Source organism: Roseobacter sp. HKCC-CH-9208 (assembly GCF_037805125.1).
Classification (GTDB): domain Bacteria; phylum Pseudomonadota; class Alphaproteobacteria; order Rhodobacterales; family Rhodobacteraceae; genus M30B80.
In genome coordinates, this window is sequence record NZ_JBBLYK010000001.1 from 1,568,593 (window position 1) to 1,585,380 (window position 16,788).

Annotated in this window: 20 protein-coding genes; 10 read left to right on the forward strand and 10 right to left on the reverse strand. The window is 55.4% G+C overall.

Translation table 11 applies throughout. The annotated features are described in order from the left end of the window. Positions 1-22 precede the first annotated feature (22 nt). The 9 genes from AAC621_RS07900 (at position 23) to AAC621_RS07940 (ending at position 8,980) form a co-directional block, all read left to right on the forward strand. On the forward strand, positions 23-1,342 hold the full coding sequence (locus AAC621_RS07900) for a replication-associated recombination protein A (protein ID WP_340254035.1): 1,320 nt from the start codon (positions 23-25) through the stop codon (positions 1,340-1,342). A gap of 55 nt (positions 1,343-1,397) precedes the next feature. Then, entirely contained in the window at positions 1,398-1,778 is a 381-nt protein-coding gene (gene crcB, locus AAC621_RS07905) for a fluoride efflux transporter CrcB (protein ID WP_340254038.1), read from the forward strand. Then, positions 1,775-2,839: an RluA family pseudouridine synthase gene (locus tag AAC621_RS07910; RefSeq protein ID WP_340254041.1), complete on the forward strand. Its 1,065-nt coding sequence runs from the start codon at positions 1,775-1,777 to the stop codon at positions 2,837-2,839. Before crcB ends, AAC621_RS07910 begins: the two co-directional genes overlap by 4 nt. Beyond that, entirely contained in the window at positions 2,836-3,519 is a 684-nt protein-coding gene (locus tag AAC621_RS07915; protein ID WP_340254043.1) for an HAD-IA family hydrolase, read from the forward strand. Before AAC621_RS07910 ends, AAC621_RS07915 begins: the two co-directional genes overlap by 4 nt. Beyond that, a complete protein-coding gene (locus AAC621_RS07920) occupies positions 3,516-4,247 on the forward strand; it encodes an ATP12 family chaperone protein (protein ID WP_340254046.1) in 732 nt (243 codons plus the stop codon). Before AAC621_RS07915 ends, AAC621_RS07920 begins: the two co-directional genes overlap by 4 nt. A gap of 232 nt (positions 4,248-4,479) precedes the next feature. Beyond that, complete coding sequence (locus tag AAC621_RS07925; RefSeq protein ID WP_340254049.1) at positions 4,480-5,499, forward strand: amino acid ABC transporter substrate-binding protein; 1,020 nt, start codon at positions 4,480-4,482, stop codon at positions 5,497-5,499. A 135-nt stretch (positions 5,500-5,634) separates the two neighbouring features. After that, positions 5,635-6,849 carry an amino acid ABC transporter permease gene (locus AAC621_RS07930; protein WP_340254051.1) on the forward strand — a complete coding sequence of 405 codons (1,215 nt, stop codon included), beginning with the start codon at positions 5,635-5,637 and terminating at the stop codon, positions 6,847-6,849. A 1-nt stretch (position 6,850) separates the two neighbouring features. Further along, on the forward strand, positions 6,851-8,167 hold the full coding sequence (locus AAC621_RS07935) for an amino acid ABC transporter permease (RefSeq protein WP_340254054.1): 1,317 nt from the start codon (positions 6,851-6,853) through the stop codon (positions 8,165-8,167). A 12-nt stretch (positions 8,168-8,179) separates the two neighbouring features. Beyond that, positions 8,180-8,980: an amino acid ABC transporter ATP-binding protein gene (locus AAC621_RS07940; RefSeq protein ID WP_340254056.1), complete on the forward strand. Its 801-nt coding sequence runs from the start codon at positions 8,180-8,182 to the stop codon at positions 8,978-8,980. Between the two features lie 6 nt (positions 8,981-8,986). Here AAC621_RS07940 and AAC621_RS07945 read toward each other — a convergent pair whose 3' ends face one another. From AAC621_RS07945 to ttcA, 7 genes are all read right to left on the reverse strand, one after another. Then, positions 8,987-9,493, reverse strand: a complete 507-nt coding sequence (locus AAC621_RS07945; protein WP_340254059.1) for a SixA phosphatase family protein — start codon at positions 9,491-9,493, stop codon at positions 8,987-8,989. Beyond that, the gene (locus tag AAC621_RS07950) at positions 9,490-10,140 is read right to left on the reverse strand and encodes a ferredoxin (RefSeq protein WP_340254062.1); all 651 of its coding nucleotides are present in this window, start codon (positions 10,138-10,140) and stop codon (positions 9,490-9,492) included. Before AAC621_RS07950 ends, AAC621_RS07945 begins: the two co-directional genes overlap by 4 nt. A 41-nt stretch (positions 10,141-10,181) precedes the next feature. After that, entirely contained in the window at positions 10,182-11,045 is an 864-nt protein-coding gene (gene argB, locus AAC621_RS07955) for an acetylglutamate kinase (RefSeq protein ID WP_340254064.1), read from the reverse strand. 90 nt (positions 11,046-11,135) lie between these two features. Further along, on the reverse strand, positions 11,136-11,792 hold the full coding sequence (gene yihA / locus AAC621_RS07960) for a ribosome biogenesis GTP-binding protein YihA/YsxC (protein WP_317657443.1): 657 nt from the start codon (positions 11,790-11,792) through the stop codon (positions 11,136-11,138). After that, positions 11,789-12,535 (reverse strand): MOSC domain-containing protein, encoded by a 747-nt coding sequence (locus AAC621_RS07965; protein WP_340254067.1) that lies wholly within the window; start codon positions 12,533-12,535, stop codon positions 11,789-11,791. The genes yihA and AAC621_RS07965 overlap by 4 nt, the downstream gene beginning before the upstream one ends. Then, positions 12,532-14,355, reverse strand: a complete 1,824-nt coding sequence (yidC, locus tag AAC621_RS07970) for a membrane protein insertase YidC (RefSeq protein WP_340254070.1) — start codon at positions 14,353-14,355, stop codon at positions 12,532-12,534. Before yidC ends, AAC621_RS07965 begins: the two co-directional genes overlap by 4 nt. Before the next feature lie 105 nt (positions 14,356-14,460). Then, the gene (gene ttcA, locus AAC621_RS07975) at positions 14,461-15,306 is read right to left on the reverse strand and encodes a tRNA 2-thiocytidine(32) synthetase TtcA (protein ID WP_340254073.1); all 846 of its coding nucleotides are present in this window, start codon (positions 15,304-15,306) and stop codon (positions 14,461-14,463) included. Between the two features lie 129 nt (positions 15,307-15,435). On the opposite strand from ttcA, the gene AAC621_RS07980 reads away from it, so the two are divergent. After that, positions 15,436-15,960 (forward strand): DUF3833 domain-containing protein, encoded by a 525-nt coding sequence (locus AAC621_RS07980; RefSeq protein ID WP_340254075.1) that lies wholly within the window; start codon positions 15,436-15,438, stop codon positions 15,958-15,960. Here AAC621_RS07980 and yidD read toward each other — a convergent pair. From yidD to rpmH, 3 genes are all read right to left on the reverse strand, one after another. Continuing rightward, positions 15,942-16,190, reverse strand: coding sequence for a membrane protein insertion efficiency factor YidD (gene yidD / locus AAC621_RS07985; protein ID WP_340254077.1), 249 nt, complete (start codon positions 16,188-16,190; stop codon positions 15,942-15,944). The two genes, AAC621_RS07980 and yidD, sit on opposite strands and share 19 nt — an antisense overlap. Next, the gene (rnpA, locus tag AAC621_RS07990; RefSeq protein ID WP_340254079.1) at positions 16,191-16,550 is read right to left on the reverse strand and encodes a ribonuclease P protein component; all 360 of its coding nucleotides are present in this window, start codon (positions 16,548-16,550) and stop codon (positions 16,191-16,193) included. Between the two features lie 95 nt (positions 16,551-16,645). Further along, positions 16,646-16,783 (reverse strand): 50S ribosomal protein L34, encoded by a 138-nt coding sequence (rpmH, locus tag AAC621_RS07995; RefSeq protein ID WP_317657449.1) that lies wholly within the window; start codon positions 16,781-16,783, stop codon positions 16,646-16,648. Positions 16,784-16,788: the final 5 nt, after the last annotated feature.

The following is a 16,788-nucleotide window of genomic DNA, read 5'->3' on the forward strand; positions in this document are numbered from 1 at the left end:
CTGCAAAGGCTAGGCTTTGGCCATGAGTGATCTCTTTCAATCTGATCCAGACCCCTCCCCAAAGGCGCAGGCTATGCGCCCCTTGGCAGATCGTGTGCGCCCGTCCGAGTTGAAGGATGTGATTGGTCAGCAGCATTTGCTAGGGCCTGAGGGCAGTTTGCGGTTGATGTTGGATGCCGGGGCGCTGTCCTCGTTGATTTTCTGGGGGCCACCTGGCGTGGGCAAGACCACGCTTGCACGGCTTTTGGCGCGCGAGACGGATTTCCAGTTTGAACAGATCAGCGCGATTTTTTCAGGCGTGGCGGAGCTGCGCAAAACATTCGATGCCGCAAAGCTGCGCCGCAAAGCGGGGCAGGGCACGCTTTTATTCGTGGATGAAATCCACCGCTTTAACAAAGCCCAACAAGATAGTTTTTTGCCCCTGATGGAGGATGGCACAATCTTGTTAGTGGGGGCCACGACCGAGAACCCCAGTTTTGAGATCAATTCCGCTGTGCTGTCTCGCGCGCAGGTTCTCACCTTGAACCGTCTTAGCGAGGACGACCTGCGCGCCCTTTTGGCACGGGCTGAGCGCGAATTGGTGCGCGATTTGGCCTTGCCTGAAGAAACTCAAGCGGCCCTCATTGCCATGGCCGATGGGGACGGGCGTGCCATGTTGAACCTCATCGAACAGGTGGCTGCATGGCCCGACCATGCGGGGGTGTCCGCGGCCACGCTCTCTGTGCGACTACAGCGCCGCGCCGCGCAATATGACAAGTCGGGCGATGGCCATTACAACCTGATTTCTGCTTTGCACAAATCCATTCGCGGGTCTGATCCAGACGCTGCTCTCTATTGGTTCTCGCGCATGTTGGAGGGGGGCGAAGACCCGCGGTTCTTGGCGCGCCGTCTGACGCGTATGGCGGTAGAGGATATTGCCCTTGCTGACCCACAGGCGCAGCAGGTGTGTTTGGCCGCGTGGCAAAGCTACGAGCGTTTGGGCTCGCCCGAGGGTGAGCTGGCCTTGGCCAATGCTGTGATCTATCTGGCCCTCGCGCCAAAATCGAATGCCGCCTATGTCGCCTATAAGGCCGCGCGTAAATTGGCGGCGCAGACAGGGTCACTTGCCCCTCCAAAGCATATCTTAAACGCCCCAACAAAGCTGATGAAAGAGCAGGGCTATGGCGCAGGCTATGCCTATGATCACGATGCAGAAGATGGGTTTTCTGGGCAGAATTACTTTCCCGATACAATCACGCGCCCCAGTTTCTATGAACCTGTAGAGCGTGGGTTTGAGCGTGATCTTGGAAAGCGGGTGGCATATTTTGCGAAGCTTAGGCGCGACCGAAACCGCGATGAGTGACCCGTGCCGCGGCTTTTGGTTGACAACAGACAGGCAGGGGCAGAAAGAGCCACCCATGATTTGGACAGTTTTTCAGGTGGCCCTTGGGGGCGCGATTGGTGCATCGCTGCGCTATCTCGTTGGCGTGGGTCTACATCGTGCGCTTGGGCAGACCGCGTTTCCTGTTGGGGTGATATCGGTCAATATCCTTGGCTCTTTATTGATGGGTCTTTTTGTGGGTCTTGCCGCACAGCGCGGGCTGACCCATTTATCCCCTTTCGTCATGACGGGGATCTTGGGCGGGTTTACAACATTTTCTTCCTTTTCGCTTGAGGTCATCACGCTTTATGAGCGGGGCGATTTAGGGTTGGCGGCGGCATATATTCTGGGCTCAGTCATCCTGTCTCTCGTTGCGATTTTCTTGGGGTTGATGCTGACACGGGTGGCGCTGCCATGACGGGTGTTCAGGTTTTGGCTGTCGCAGATGCAGATGCGGACCAGCGGCTTGATCGGTGGTTCCGCCGCCTTTTCCCGCATATCCCGCAAGGCCGCATTGAGAAGATGTGCCGTAAAGGTGAAATCCGTGTCGATGGTGGGCGCGTGAAACCCGCAACACGCCTGCAATCTGGGCAGGAGGTGCGCATTCCCCCCTTGCCTGACCCAATGCCCGAAGATGCGCTTAGCGCGCCGCGGGTGCAGAAATCGGCCATCTCGGACGCGGATGCCGCGATGATGCGCCGCACGGTCTTCTATCAAGATGATCATCTGATTGCGATTAACAAACCCGCAGGTTTGCCCACACAAGGCGGCAGCGGGCAAGGGGGGCGGCACGTTGATGCTTTGGCGACCTGTCTCGCGCGCGAGGGTGAGGATAAGCCGCGCCTTGTTCATCGCTTGGATAAGGACACATCGGGCGTTTTGCTCTTGGCGCGCAGCAGGCAAGCCGCGCAGGCCCTCACCGATGCCTTTCGCCATCGTGAGACGCGCAAGATTTACTGGGCCGCCGTTGCAGGCGCGCCTTTGCCCCGAATGGGCAAAATCAAGTTTGGACTGGTAAAGGCCGCAGGCCATGGCAAAGGGGGCGAAGGCGAAAAGATGCGCTGCCTTCATCCGTCTGAAATCGCCACCACCGATGGGGCCAAGCGGGCCGAGACGGATTATGCAACGCTCTCTGCGCTTGGGGGGCGGGTGTCATGGGTGGCGATGGTGCCGATTACTGGTCGCACCCATCAACTGCGCGCCCATATCGCAGAGCTTGGCCACCCGATCGTGGGGGATGGCAAATATGGCGGCAGCAGTCAGGAAAATTTGGGCGATGGATGGGGCGCGCAATTGGGGGGTGAAATCAGCCGCAAACTGCATCTTCACGCGCGCTATCTGAAATTCCGTCACCCTTTCACAAAACGGGATCTAACGTTAACCGCAGCCTTGCCTGATCACATGGCCCGCACTTGGGAATTGTTCGACTGGCGCGCCGAAGATGTGCCCGTTGACCCGTTTTATGACGAGCTTGGATGACTGCGCCTTATCTGATCATTTTCGATGTCGATGGCACGTTAATCGACAGTCAGGCACATATTGTAGCTTCGATGGAGGCGGCATTTGGCGGCCTTGATTTGCCTGCGCCAAGCCGTGCGCAGACCTTGTCAATCGTAGGCCTATCGCTACCCGTGGCCATGCTGCGCCTTGCGCCTGATCATAGTGCCGAGATGCGCGCCGATTTGGTCGAAGGGTATAAGGCGGCCTTTCAATCTTTGCGCCTCAGCGCGGATGGGGCGGCCTTGTCGCCGTTGTTTGAGGGGGCGATGTCAGTTCTAGAGAAACTGCAGTCTGACCCGCGCTTTGTTTTGGCTATTGCAACTGGCAAGTCACGGCGGGGGATGGAACATATTTTGGATCAACATGGGCTGCGACCCTATTTTGCCTCCGTTCAGGTCGCCGATGATCACCCCTCAAAGCCACATCCCGCAATGTTGAAGGCCTGTTTGTCTGAATGTGATGTGCCCGCCGCGCGGGCCGTGGTGATTGGTGACACGACCTATGATGTCGAAATGGCGAAGGCCGCAGGTGCACAGGCTATTGGCGTCTCTTGGGGGTATCACAGCGTAGAGGATTTGCGGCAGTCTGGGGCCGACCCCATTTTGCAGCACTTTGGTGATTTGCCCGCTGCCCTTGAACGAATTTGGAGCCTGACATGAGCGAATGGAAAGCCCGCCGTTTTTGGACATCTGCCAGCGTTGAAACGGTGGAAGGTGGCTATACGGTTCACTTGGACACACGGGCCGTCAAAACACCGCTTAAGGCGCCGCTGATTGTGCCAACCCAAACCATGGCCGAGGCGATTGCAGCAGAATGGATGGCCCAAGCCGAAGAGATTAATCCCCTCACCATGCCTGTCACACGGTCGGCAAATGCCGCGATTGATAAGGTCAGCGCACAAAAGCTAGAGGTTGTGGCGATGCTAGCGGCCTATGCTGAGACAGATTTACTCTGTCACAGGGCCGATCATCCACAGGAATTGGCCACACGCCAAGAAGCGGGATGGCGACCCGTCTTGGACTGGGCTGCAAGCGAGCTTAACGCGCCCTTGATCGTCACAATCGGCGTTTTGCCTGTACCGCAACCGCAAGATAGCCTTGATCGGGTGCATCAACTTCTCTCGCAGTTTGATAATTTTTCTTTGACCGCATTGCATGACCTGATTTCCATCTCTGGCTCAGCCCTATTGGGGCTTGCCGTGGCGAAAGGCCAGTTCTCGCCGCAAGAGGCATGGAATCTGTCGCGAATCGATGAAAATTTTCAGGCAGAGCTTTGGGGCGAAGACGAAGAAGCCTTGGATGTGGCCGCGAAGAAAAAGGACGCTTTTCTTCACGCAGCACATTTTTACAGACTTGCAGGCGGGCACGAGGCCCTTGTGGCAGGTTGAGGCCTTGTTTTTTAATGAATATGTAATCTGCCTAAGCAGCAAGCATCCCACGAACGGCTGCTGTAAAGTTAGGCTTTACGTTTCGTAAACCTAGCTTCAAGCCTTGACCTTGGGCGGTATTTTTGCCCAATTAAGCGGCATTGGCTCGCTTCTGCGGGCCACTCACATGAAGGTGGTCTTACGGCCATTGAGGAAACAGCCCAAAAGGGCGGTCCAATAGGAAGAGGTAAATATGAAAAAATCTGTAGTCCTAGCTACGCTGGCAGTTGCTGGTATGGCTGCGGGTATGTCCCAAGCGTCGACCCTTGATGAGGTCAAAGCGCGTGGCAGCATGAACTGTGGTGTGACCACAGGTCTCACAGGCTTCGCAGAACCAAATGCCAGCGGCGTTTGGGAAGGTTTTGACGTTGCGGTATGCCGTGCCGTTGCAGCCGCCGTATTCGGCGACCCAATGGCGGTTGAGTTCGTTCCAACCACTGGTCAGACCCGCTTCACCGCGTTGGCCTCTGGCGAAGTTGATATGTTGGCACGTAACACCACATGGACCTTCAGCCGTGACGTTGATCTGAAGTTCGAATTCGTGGGCGTGAACTACTATGACGGTCAGGGCTTTATGGTTCCTGCATCCTTGGGCGTGTCTTCCGCGCTTGAGTTGGACGGTGCAACCGTATGTATCCAGACTGGCACAACCACCGAGTTGAACTTGGCTGACTTCTTTGCTTCGAACAACATGAGCTACGAGCCCGTGCCTATCGAAACAAACGCGGAAGCACAGCAGCAGTATCTCGCAAACGCTTGTGACGTTTACACCACAGACGCGTCTGGTCTTGCGGCAACCCGCGCGACCTTCGAGAACCCAGGTGACCACGTTGTTCTGCCTGAAATCATCTCTAAAGAGCCTCTCGGGCCGCTTGTTCGTCACGGCGACAACGAGTGGGGCGACATCGTTCGCTGGTCTTTGAACGCTTTGATCGCAGCTGAAGAGCTGGGCATCACTTCGGCAAACATTGCTGAATTGGCTGCTGCACCTGGTCAGAACCCAGAAATCAACCGTATTCTTGGCACTGAGGGCGACCTCGGCGCGATGCTCGGTCTTGAGGCAAACTGGGCGGTTAACGCGATCTCTGCTGGTGGTAACTATGGCGAGATCTTTGAGCGTTACTTGGGCGAAAGCACCCCAATCGGTCTGGCACGCGGCTTGAACGCGCAGTGGACTAATGGTGGCCTGCTCTACACCCCACCATTCCGCTAAGGTCTGAACGGAAGTTGGGCGCGGCATTCTCGCGCCCTTCTTCTATTTTAATATCCAAAATTACGCTGAAAGTGTTGCGACCCGTTTGTGCCGCACTCAAACTTTTTTACGCTGATTTATTGACAGGATTCCGCCATGGCCTCGATACCGGATCCAAGTTCTGAACCCTTCCGCTTGGGTCAATTGATTTACGATCGTCGTTATCGCTCAATGACGATCCAAGTATTCGCTTTCATTACGATCATGGCCTTTCTTTGGCAGCTTGGCTGGAACACGGTTCAAAACCTGTCCGCGCTTGGCAAAGATTTTGATTTTGGCTTTCTAGGGTCGCGCGCAGGCTATGATATCAACCAGCGCTTGATCGAATATTCCAACGACAGCACCCATGGCCGTGCTGCGATTATTGGGATATTAAACACGCTGCTTGTCGCTTTTCTGGGCTGTATTCTTGCCACGATAATTGGCGTGATCGCAGGCGTTTTGCGTCTGTCAAAAAACTGGATCGTAGCGCGGTTGATGGCGGTTTATGTAGAAGGGTTCCGCAATGTGCCGTTGCTGTTGTGGATCCTTGTGATCTTCGCCGTCATGACCGAAGCCACCCCACAGCCGCGCGATTTCCGCGAAGGCGGGGATGCGTCCATGATCCTGTTCGACAGTATCGCGATTACAAATCGCGGTATCTTTATCCCACGTCCGATTTGGGGTGAGGGCTCAACCCTGCTTGTGGCTGTGTTTTTTGCTTCACTCTTTGCCATTTGGGCCTTCCGCCGCTATGCGCGCAAAAAACAAGAGGCAACGGGTCAAATCCTGCCTGTGTTCTGGATTTCTACGGCTTTGTTCTTTGTGCCTTCGGTTGTTTTCTACTTCATTCTGGGCGGGCCAGTCACGCTGCAGTTGCCTGAATTGGGTGGGTTCAACTTTACGGGCGGCCTACAGGTGCGCAACTCGCTGATTGCCTTGTGGTTTGCGTTGTCGCTCTACACGGGTGCGTTCATCGCAGAGATTGTGCGCTCAGGGATTTTGGCGGTGTCACGCGGGCAAACTGAAGCAGCCTTTGCCTTGGGCCTGCGCCCCAACCGCACGATGAATTTGGTGATCCTGCCGCAGGCCTTGCGCGTGATCATTCCACCCCTGATTTCGCAATATCTAAACCTGACCAAGAACTCCTCCTTGGCGATTGCTGTGGGTTATATGGATGTGCGGTCTACCTTGGGTGGGATCACGATCAACCAAACAGGCCGCGAGCTTGAAGGGATGCTCCTCTTGGGCGTCTTTTACTTGGTCACATCCCTAATCATTTCGGGCGTGATGAATGTCTACAACAACGCCGTTAAGTTGAAGGAGCGCTGAGATGGCAAATTCTGCGAATAGCTCCGTTTCTTATGTGCGCACCGAGATGCTGCCCGAGCAGGCCCCGCCTGTCTCGGAAGCAGGCGTGGTGAAATGGGTGCGTGAAAACCTGTTCTCTGGCCCGCTCAATACAATCCTAACAATTCTGTCTTTGGTCGCGATCTATTGGGTGGTCAGCCATGTTTTCCAATGGTTCGCATATGGCATTTGGACTGCAAATTCACTGAGTGAATGCCGTGAGGTGCGTGACGCGCTTTACGCCGATGGTCGCAATGTCGCCTGTTGGGCCGTCTTGAGCGAGCGTTGGAACCAACTTCTCTTTGGGTTCTACCCCGCCGATGCATATTGGCGCCCTGTTGTGGCTTTGATTGTGTTTTTCATCGCCGTTGCGCCTGTGATGTTCAACTTTGGTGGCCGCAAATTGGCGATCTTCTCGGCCGTGTCGCCCTTCATTTGCTACTGGCTGTTATGGGGCGGGTCGATTTGGGGGCCAATCCTGACGGCTCTGGGCTTTGTTTTGGCATGGTTGGCCTATGGCCAGATCACACGGCAATTCGGGGCTTTGGCAGGCATCCTGGCGAGCATCCTTGTGCCGCTGATCTATTGGCGCTTTGGGGTTGCCCCACTAACGGGACTGGCCGATGGCATTTTGCCCATTGGAATTGAAAATATTCAATCCAAGGATTTCGGCGGGTTCATGTTGGCGCTGATCATCGGGATCACGGGCATTGTTCTGTCTTTGCCGCTTGGGATTTTGCTGGCGCTTGGGCGTCAGTCTGATTTGTTCATCATCAACAAATTCTCGGTGATCTTTATTGAGGTGATCCGTGGCGTTCCGTTGATTGTGTGGCTGTTCACGGCATCGCTTTTGTTGAACTACTTCCTGCCGCCTGGGACGAATTTTGACCTGATGCTCCGCGTGATTATCATGGTCACGCTCTTTGCCGCTGCCTATATGGCCGAGGTTGTGCGCGGTGGTTTGGCCGCCCTGCCTCGTGGGCAATATGAGGGGGCAGATAGTCTGGGCTTGGATTACTGGCAATCCATGCGCTTGATCATCCTGCCTCAGGCTTTGAAAATCTCAATCCCGGGCATCGTGAACACGTTTATCGGTTTGTTCAAAGACACAACCCTCGTGGTGTTCATAGGTCTGCTTGACCCAATCGGATTGTCTAACGCGATCCGCGCCACGACCGAATGGAATGGGATTTACTGGGAATTGTTCATCTTCATCGGGCTTTGCTTCTTTGTGTTTTGCTACGCGATGTCCCGCTATTCGCAATATCTTGAGCGCAAGCTCGCAACAGATCGTCATTAAGGAGAGGCCGATATGAGTGAAGCCACCCCCTCCATCCAAGATCGTGAGATCAACCGTTCGCAGATGAAAGTCACCGATGAGGTGGCGGTTGAAATTCGCGATATGAACAAATGGTATGGTTCGTTCCATGTTTTGCGGGACATCAACCTCACTGTGAACAGCGGCGAACGTATCGTGATCTGCGGGCCATCTGGCTCGGGGAAATCTACGCTGATCCGCTGCATCAATGCATTGGAGGAGCATCAAAAGGGCTCCATCACTGTGGATGGCACATTGCTGTCAAATGACCTCAAGAACATTGACAAAATCCGTTCCGAGGTTGGGATGTGCTTTCAGCATTTCAACCTGTTTCCGCATTTGACCATTTTGGAAAACTGCACATTGGCCCCAATTTGGGTGCGCAAGACGCCCAAGAAAGAGGCCGAAGAAACGGCAATGTATTTCCTTGAGAAGGTGAAAATCCCCGATCAAGCGCATAAATATCCAGGTCAGCTGTCAGGGGGCCAGCAGCAGCGTGTGGCCATCGCGCGCAGTCTCTGTATGCGTCCGCGTATCATGCTGTTTGACGAACCGACATCGGCACTTGACCCTGAGATGATCAAGGAAGTTTTGGATACGATGATCCAATTGGCTGAAGAAGGTATGACCATGCTCTGCGTGACCCATGAGATGGGTTTTGCCCGTCAGGTTGCCAATCGCGTGATCTTTATGGATGCAGGCCAGATTGTTGAGCAAAACGAGCCTGAGCCGTTCTTCACCAACCCGCAAAATGACCGCACCAAGTTGTTCTTGAGCCAAATCTTGGGGCACTGATCCCGCTTAGGGCAAGTCACGCGGGGTGATAAAGGCGCGGGCGACCCCCGCGCCTATTTCTATATTGGCCCAAGATGTTGCGTTAAAGTCCACGACTAAGGTCGCGGCTGTAGGGTAGCGGGTGAATTTCTCGTGTTGGGGTTGTGTTGCCACCAGCGAGCGCGCCAAGCTACCAATACCGGGATTATGCCCGATGACGCCCAATGTGCGGCCCTCACTGGCCCTGATGACATTCAGCATATCAGGCGGCATCGCGAGATAAAGCGCGCGTGTATAAGAAACTTCGATTTCCGCACCGCTGAGGCATCGGGAAATCGCCGCCCATGTATCGACAGCACGGGTTGCGGTCGAGCTAAGCACGTGATCAGGCCGATACCCCTGCGCCGCAAGCCATGTTCCAACGCGCGGTGCATCCTCTATCCCGCGGGCATTGAGGGGGCGGTCATGGTCATCCAACCCTGCATTGCCCCAATCTGATTTTGCATGGCGTATTAAGATCAACGTCAGGGTCATGGGTGAAAGCTCCGCATGTGGAAATGTGATTGCGCCTCAACGCGTCCAAAGTTTTGTGAGATCGGGCAGGCGCGCCGCGCCCTGCAGCCCTTGGTCATGCAATCTGCCCCCGCCATTGTGTTCAGATGGTCGTGGCATCGGATCGTATCATAGCCCGATCCGTCAAAAGCTGCGACAGGGCATGCGCTGCGGCAGGGTTGGTGCGTGCAGCTGTCGCATGGGCGGTCTTGGGCAGGCGCTTGAGGTATCGCATAGGGCAAGCCAAGTGCGCCGCGAAAGGAGACAAACAATCCTGATTGCGCATGGATGAGCAGCCTTATTGGGCTGGGCCATACCGCACCTGTCGCCAAAGCCCATTGGTAAAATGGTGCATAGGGTGGGCCACCAAAGGGAAAATAGGCTTCTCCCCCAATCTCGCGGGCCCAGTCACCGATGACCCGCGCAGACCAGCGATCCATCGGGTCAGGGGCGCCATCACGATATTCGGCGCTGTCTTCAAACGCAGACCAAAACTGAGGCTCATCAGGCCCCAAAAGCACCACGGTTTTTACCTCATGGCCTAGGCCGTGACTGTCCTCTGGGGCAAAATGCCCCAAAATGCGCAGGTGCCGCGCATGCGCGCCTTGTAAAAGGTCGGTCAGGTTCATTCTTTAGCCTGCGCTGATTGTTCTGCGCTGCGCAAGCGAAACTAGGCGCGGATGATTGATCCTGCCCCGTGATCCGTGAACAATTCCAAAAGGCAGGCATTGGGCGCGCGCCCGTCCAAAATAACGGCAGCGCGCACGCCTGCGCGCACGGCTGACAGGGCCGTTTCGGTTTTGGGGATCATGCCGCCTGCAATGACCCCGCTTTCGGTCATGGCCTCAACATCGGCGGCGCTCAATTCGGTTACCACTTCGCCATCGGCATTTTTGACGCCCGACACATCAGTCAAAAGCAGCAGGCGATCTGCCTTCAGGGCGGCGGCAATAGCCCCCGCTGCCGTGTCGCCATTGATATTATAGCTGTGACCATCACGATCTGCACCGATGGGGGCAATCACAGGGATCATCTCGGCTTCAAAGAGTTGCCGCAGAAGGGTCGTGTCTACCTCACTGGGTTCGCCGACAAAGCCAAGTTCGGGGTCGGCCATTGTGCAGGTGATCATCGAGGCATCTTTGCCCGACAGACCAACTGCGCGCCCGCCTTCGGCGTTGATCGCCTGCACGATCCGCTTATTAACCTGACCCGATAGAACCATTTCCACAACATCCATCGTGGCGGTATCTGTGACCCGCTTGCCGCGCGTGAAGGTGGAGGTCACGCCAAGCTTTTCAAGCATCTCATTGATCATTGGCCCGCCGCCATGCACCACCACAGGGTTCACCCCAACAGTGCGCATCAGCATCACATCGCGCGCGAATGAGGCCATCCCCTCATCCGATCCCATCGCATGACCGCCCAATTTGATCACCACAATCGCCCCGTGATAGCGCTGCAAGTAAGGCAGGGCTTCGTTCAAGGTGCGGGCGGTCGAGAGAAAATCACGCATTTTGGCTGTCTGCTTCTTCATCTTTGGCGTTCCAAACTGATCCCGCGCTATATTGGGCGCGCTCGATTACTTCCATAAGGCAGGAAGGCTTGGCTGTGAAGGTGGCTGTTCTCAAGCAAGCCCTGCGATCAAGGCCCGAAGGTTTTCAATACCCCAACCTTTTTCTGACGAGGTCATCAAGAGCTCGGGATAGGCGGCGGGGTGTTTTGACAGCGCCTTGCGCACTTGGGCCAAAATTTTATCGCGTTCAGCTTCTTTTACCTTGTCGGCTTTGGTCATCACGACCTGAAAGGTCACAGCTGATTGATCAAGCAGGGTCATGATCTCGTCATCAACCGCCTTGATCCCATGCCGTGTGTCGATAAGCACGAAAGCGCGGCGCAATGAGACGCGGCCTGACAGATAGGCCTTGAGCAATTTCTGCCATTTCTCGACCACCGCAACAGGCGCTTCTGCATAGCCATAGCCCGGCAAGTCGACCACATAATGGCTCTCGCCAAGTGTGAAGAAGTTGATTTCTTGCGTCCGTCCGGGTGTGTTTGAGGCCCGTGCCAAGTTTTTACGCCCAGTCAGCGCATTGATCAGCGAAGATTTCCCAACATTCGAGCGCCCAGCAAAGCATATTTCAAGCCGATCTGCAGGGGGCAGGCCATCCATGGCAACAACGCCTTTGACAAAATCTGCACCGCGCGCAAAAAGCAGCCGCCCCTTCTCAAGGCTGATCTCATCGGCATCTTCGGCCAGCGGGAAAGGCAGGGCTGCACTCACCAGATAATCTCCACTTTATCCCCTTGGGCGATATGCCCTGCTTGGGTGGTTTTTGCGTATACGCCAAATTCGCTGTGATCCCAACCGCTTTGCAATATTTGCAGAGTTGGCACATCCCTTACCCCTGTGTCAGGATTTGCTTCAGTTGCGCGACAACGGGTTATTGGTCCTACGATTTTTAGGCGGGCCTCGCCAATCACAAGGCTCGCCCCAATCAGGTCAAGCTCTTCCCAAGGGGCTAGACCCTCAAGCCAAAGATTCCCACGAAAGCGGCGCGGATCCAGTGGCATATCGGCCCGCGCCTCTAAGGCGCGCAGCGAGGCAAGATTTAGAATTGAAATCGAGGCAAAATTTGCATCGGTCATGCCTGATTTAGGCGCTGCGACCACCGCCTTCGGGGCGGGTCGCTCGGGCGGATAAATTGCCCCTAGCCATGCAATCAAATCGCTGTGGTCGCCATTTGGGTCGAATATGTGATCTGGCAAATCAGGGTGCGACAGGCAGACTGTGCCATTGTCCAAACAGTAGGCCGTGATGGCCATAAGCTGAGGGGCTTTTGCGCCGCGCAGGAAATTTCGGCAGGGCTGCCATTGCCCCTGCAAGGGGTCAGCCCCCGCTTCAATGACCGCATAGGCGCGATCAAGCGGCAAAGCGCAATCGGGGGCCATAAAGGCCCCCGAAATACGTTCTGCGCCAATACCCTTAATCGGGTGTCGCCATATTTGATCGAGTGTGACGCTCACTTGGCGTTCTTTGCTCCGCCGCGTTTGAAACTTGCGCGGATATTGCCAAACAGATCGGGCTTATACCCTTGGTGGCGCATGATCGTGTATTGCTGCGCAAAGGTCAGGGTGTTGTTCACGATCCAGTAAATCAACAAGCCTGTCGCGAAATGGCCCAACATGAACATAAAGATAAAGGGCAACCACGCGAAAATAGCGGCTTGTGTTGGGTCAGTGGGCGCTGGATTCAGCTTTTGCTGCAACCACATCGAGATGCCCAAAAGGATGGGCAGAACCCCGATAAAGATCAGCGCAAGCATCGTGCCTGGCTCTGGCGCGGGCCATGGGAACAGGCCGAACAGGTTGAAGATCGAGGTCGTATCAGGCGCGGATAGATCCCGAATCCAGCCAAAGAACGGTGCGTGGCGCAATTCTAGCGTCACGAAAATCACCTTATAGAGCGAGAAGAAAATCGGGATCTGCAGCAAAATCGGCAAGCAGCCCGAAGCGGGGTTCACCTTGTTCTTCTTATAGAGCTCCATCATGCCTTTTTGCATGGCTTCGCGGTCATCACCTGCGCGCTCTTTCAGCTTCTCCATCTCTGGTTGAAGTTCTTTCATCCGCGCCATAGAGGCATAGGATTTATAGGCAAGCGGGAATAAGACAGCCTTGACGATGAAGGTCAGCGCAATAATCGCAAGACCCATATTGCCAATCATCACATTCAGATTGTGCAGCAGCCAGAACATAGGCTTGGTGATGAAATAGAACCAACCCCAGTCAATCGAGTCGAGAAAGCGATCAATCCCGCCTGCGTCTTGATAGTTGCGGATGGTTTCCCATTCCTTCGCCCCTGCAAAGAGCATGGTGGTGACTTCGGCCGTTGCCCCAGCAGAAACATCAACTGCAGGCATCCGCGCTTCGGTTTGATAGATGTCCGCCCCCGCCACGTGGCGCGTTGCGGCCACAAAGGGCTGACCCGCGCCGGGGATCAAGGTGGTCATCCAATATTTATCGGTAAAACCGATCCAGCCGTTGTCGGCAATATCCACCAATTCTGCCGCCGCGCCTTCGCTGGGCATGACATCGAATTCGGTGACGTTTTCATAACCGATCTCGTCCAAAGTGCCGTCTGCTTTACGAACAACACCTTCATGAAGGATGAAGAAATTCTGCAAATCTGCGGGTAGGCCGTGGCGGGCCACGATACCGTAAGGGGCCAAGCGCACAGCTTCGCCTGTGGTGTTGCGCACAGATTGCGTCACAGAGAAAATGAAATTCTCATCAACCGAGATCACGCGATTAAAAATCAGGCCGTTTCCATTATCCCATTCAAGGGTAACGGGGGTTGTGGTCGTTAGGGTTTCGCCCTCGACCAAACGCCATTCGCTGTTAGGGCCAGGCACTTGGTCAAAATCAAGCGCGCCGCCGGGCGCCCATCCATAAAGGGCGTAATAGGCATTTGGGCCGCCAACTGGCGACAGAAGGCGCACGATATTTGCGTCTTCATCAATCGTTTCACGATAGTTTTTCAGGGATAGGTCATCAATCCGCCCGCCCAACAGTGAGATTGAGCCGAGCAATTCATCGGTTTCAATCGCCACGCGTGCCGAGGAGGATAAAGCCACGGCGCGTGTTTCTTCCGCACCGATCAGAACGGGGTCGCTTGACCCTGCGCTTGGCGGCAGAATGGCATCTGCGGGCGCGGCCGTATCGGATGCGACTGCCGCGTCCGTTTGCGTTACCTGTGGGTCTTCGGGGGGAAACAAAAGAAACCACACCAAAATGACGAGAAAGCTCAAGGCCGTGGCCAGGATCAGGTTCTTGTTCTGATCTTCCATGATCGCGCTATGCCCTATGATTTATTGACAGTCGGGTTCAATAGGCTAGCGGCGCAAAGGTCAAGGGGTTTGCGCCGAATATCGCGAGAACTGCGCCAATCTGGCCTAGTCTTGGCCCGTATTTTCGGCACGCCGCGTCAAGCCGATGAAATCAAATAATTCAGGGTCAAGCAGATGCGAAGGGCGCGCATTCATCAAGGCCGAGAAAATCTTTTGCCGCCGTCCAGGTGCGCGGGCCTCCCACTCATCCAAGAGGCGTTTGATGGCTTGGCGTTGTAGCCCGTCTTGCGATCCGCAAAGATCACAGGGAATGATGGGATAGTTCATCGCGCGGGCGAAGCTTTCACAATCCGCTTCGCTGACATGGGCCAGCGGACGATAGACAAAAAGATCCCCTTCATCATTCAAAAGCTTGGGTGGCATCGAGGCCAGTTTGCCGCCGTGAAACAGATTGAGGAAAAATGTTTCCAGAATGTCATCGCGGTGGTGGCCCAAAACCACGGCTGAACACCCTTCTTCGCGGGCAATGCGATATAAGTTGCCACGGCGCAATCGTGAACACAGCGCGCAATAAGTGCGGCCTTGCGGCACTTTATCCATCACAATTGAATAGGTGTCTTGGTATTCAATCCGATGCGGCACGCCCATCTTTGTGAGAAACTCTGGCAACACCGTTGCAGGAAATCCAGGTTGGCCCTGATCTAGGTTGCAGGCCAAAATCTGTACGGGCAGCACGCCGCGCCACTGCAATTCGGTCAAGGCTGCCACAAGCGTGTAACTGTCTTTGCCGCCCGACAGACAGACCAACCATTTCGCGCCGCGCTCGATCATGCCGTAGCGGTCAATCGCTTCGCGGGTTTCACGGATGATCCGCTTGCGCAGTTTCTTAAATTCGGTGCTTGAGGGCGCGCCGTGAAAGAGCGGGTGGATATCCTCTGCATCGTCCAACATGGTGCGGCCTTCATCTTCACGTGGTTTTGATGTGCCTGCCATAGGCGAGGCAAGGCAGAAACGTCAAGTAAACTTGCTTTCTGCTCGTTTGCGCTAGCTTCGCAAATAGGCAGATAAGGATGGGGCATCATGAAAAAATTGGCATTGGCGGTGCTTTTGATGTTGGCGGCCTGCACGGGTAAACCTGCGCTTGATGATCCAAATCTCAGCACCCGCAACTTGAAACTAGAAGAGTTCTTTCAAGGTGATCTTGTGGCCTATGGTCAGTTTCAGGATGTCTTGGGCGAGGTGCGCCGCCGCTTTGAGGTGAAGATCAACGGGACATGGGATGGGGAAACCCTGCGTTTGGTCGAAGATTTCGTTTATGAAGATGGCAGCACTGAACAGCGTATTTGGCTCTTGGAAAGGCTGGACGAACAACGATGGCAAGGCACGGCTGACGGTGTGATCGGCATCGCAGCGGGTGAGGAGCGTGGAGATGTCTTTAATTGGGCCTATACGATCGATTTGCCAGTGGGGCAGGGTGAAACCCTGCGGGTCAGCTTTGATGACTGGATGTGGCTCTTGAGTGATGACCGATTGCTCAACCGTGCCTATATGAAGCGCTTTGGCGTGACCATCGGCGAGGTCATCATTTATTTTGAACGGGTTTGATCCTCGCCCTTTGGCGGCACCGGGTCATAACCTGATCCGCCAAGAGGGTGGCAGCGTCCAATGCGGCGCAGCAAAAGATAGCTGCCTTTGATCGGCCCATGTCGCTCAAGCGCCTCAAGCGCATAGGCGCTGCAGGTCGGCTGATAGCGGCAGTTAAACCCCACCCATGGGCTGAAAATCAGCCGATAAGCCCGAATGGGCAAAGATAGGATCCATGCCAAGATGCGCATCTACGCCCCCCGCGTTCGCGGCGCGTGGATGCGGGATAAGGCTGCGACCAACTCCACCTGCATTTGCGCATAAGGATGCAACAAAGTGACTTCAGGGCGGCCCACCAACACATAGTCCCACCCCGCTTGCCCATGCAGGGCCAGTGTGTCGCGCGCAATTTCACGCAAGCGGCGCTTTGCGCGGTTACGCGCCACCGCATTGCCGATCTTTTTGGAGCAGGTATAGCCAACGCGGATCACCTTTGGATCCACGCCCTCATCCGCATCACGCTTGCGCGCCTGAAGCAAGAAGGCAGGCGCAGGCGCACGGGCCGCTTTGGCAGCCCGTAAGAAATCGGCACGTTTGCGCAAGGTTTCCATGATCCAAACTCGATCTGGCGTTCAAATGCAAAAAGCCCCTGACGAAATCTCGGCAGGGGCGCGTTGAGGGTTGCCCCTCAAAGCCTGAGAAACGCTTATGCGCTCAGAGATTTGCGGCCACGCGCGCGGCGCGCGTTCAAAACCTTGCGGCCTGCTTTGGTCGCCATGCGTGCGCGGAAGCCATGACGGCGCTTGCGCACGAGGTTCGAAGGCTGAAAAGTCCGTTTTGACATCGGCT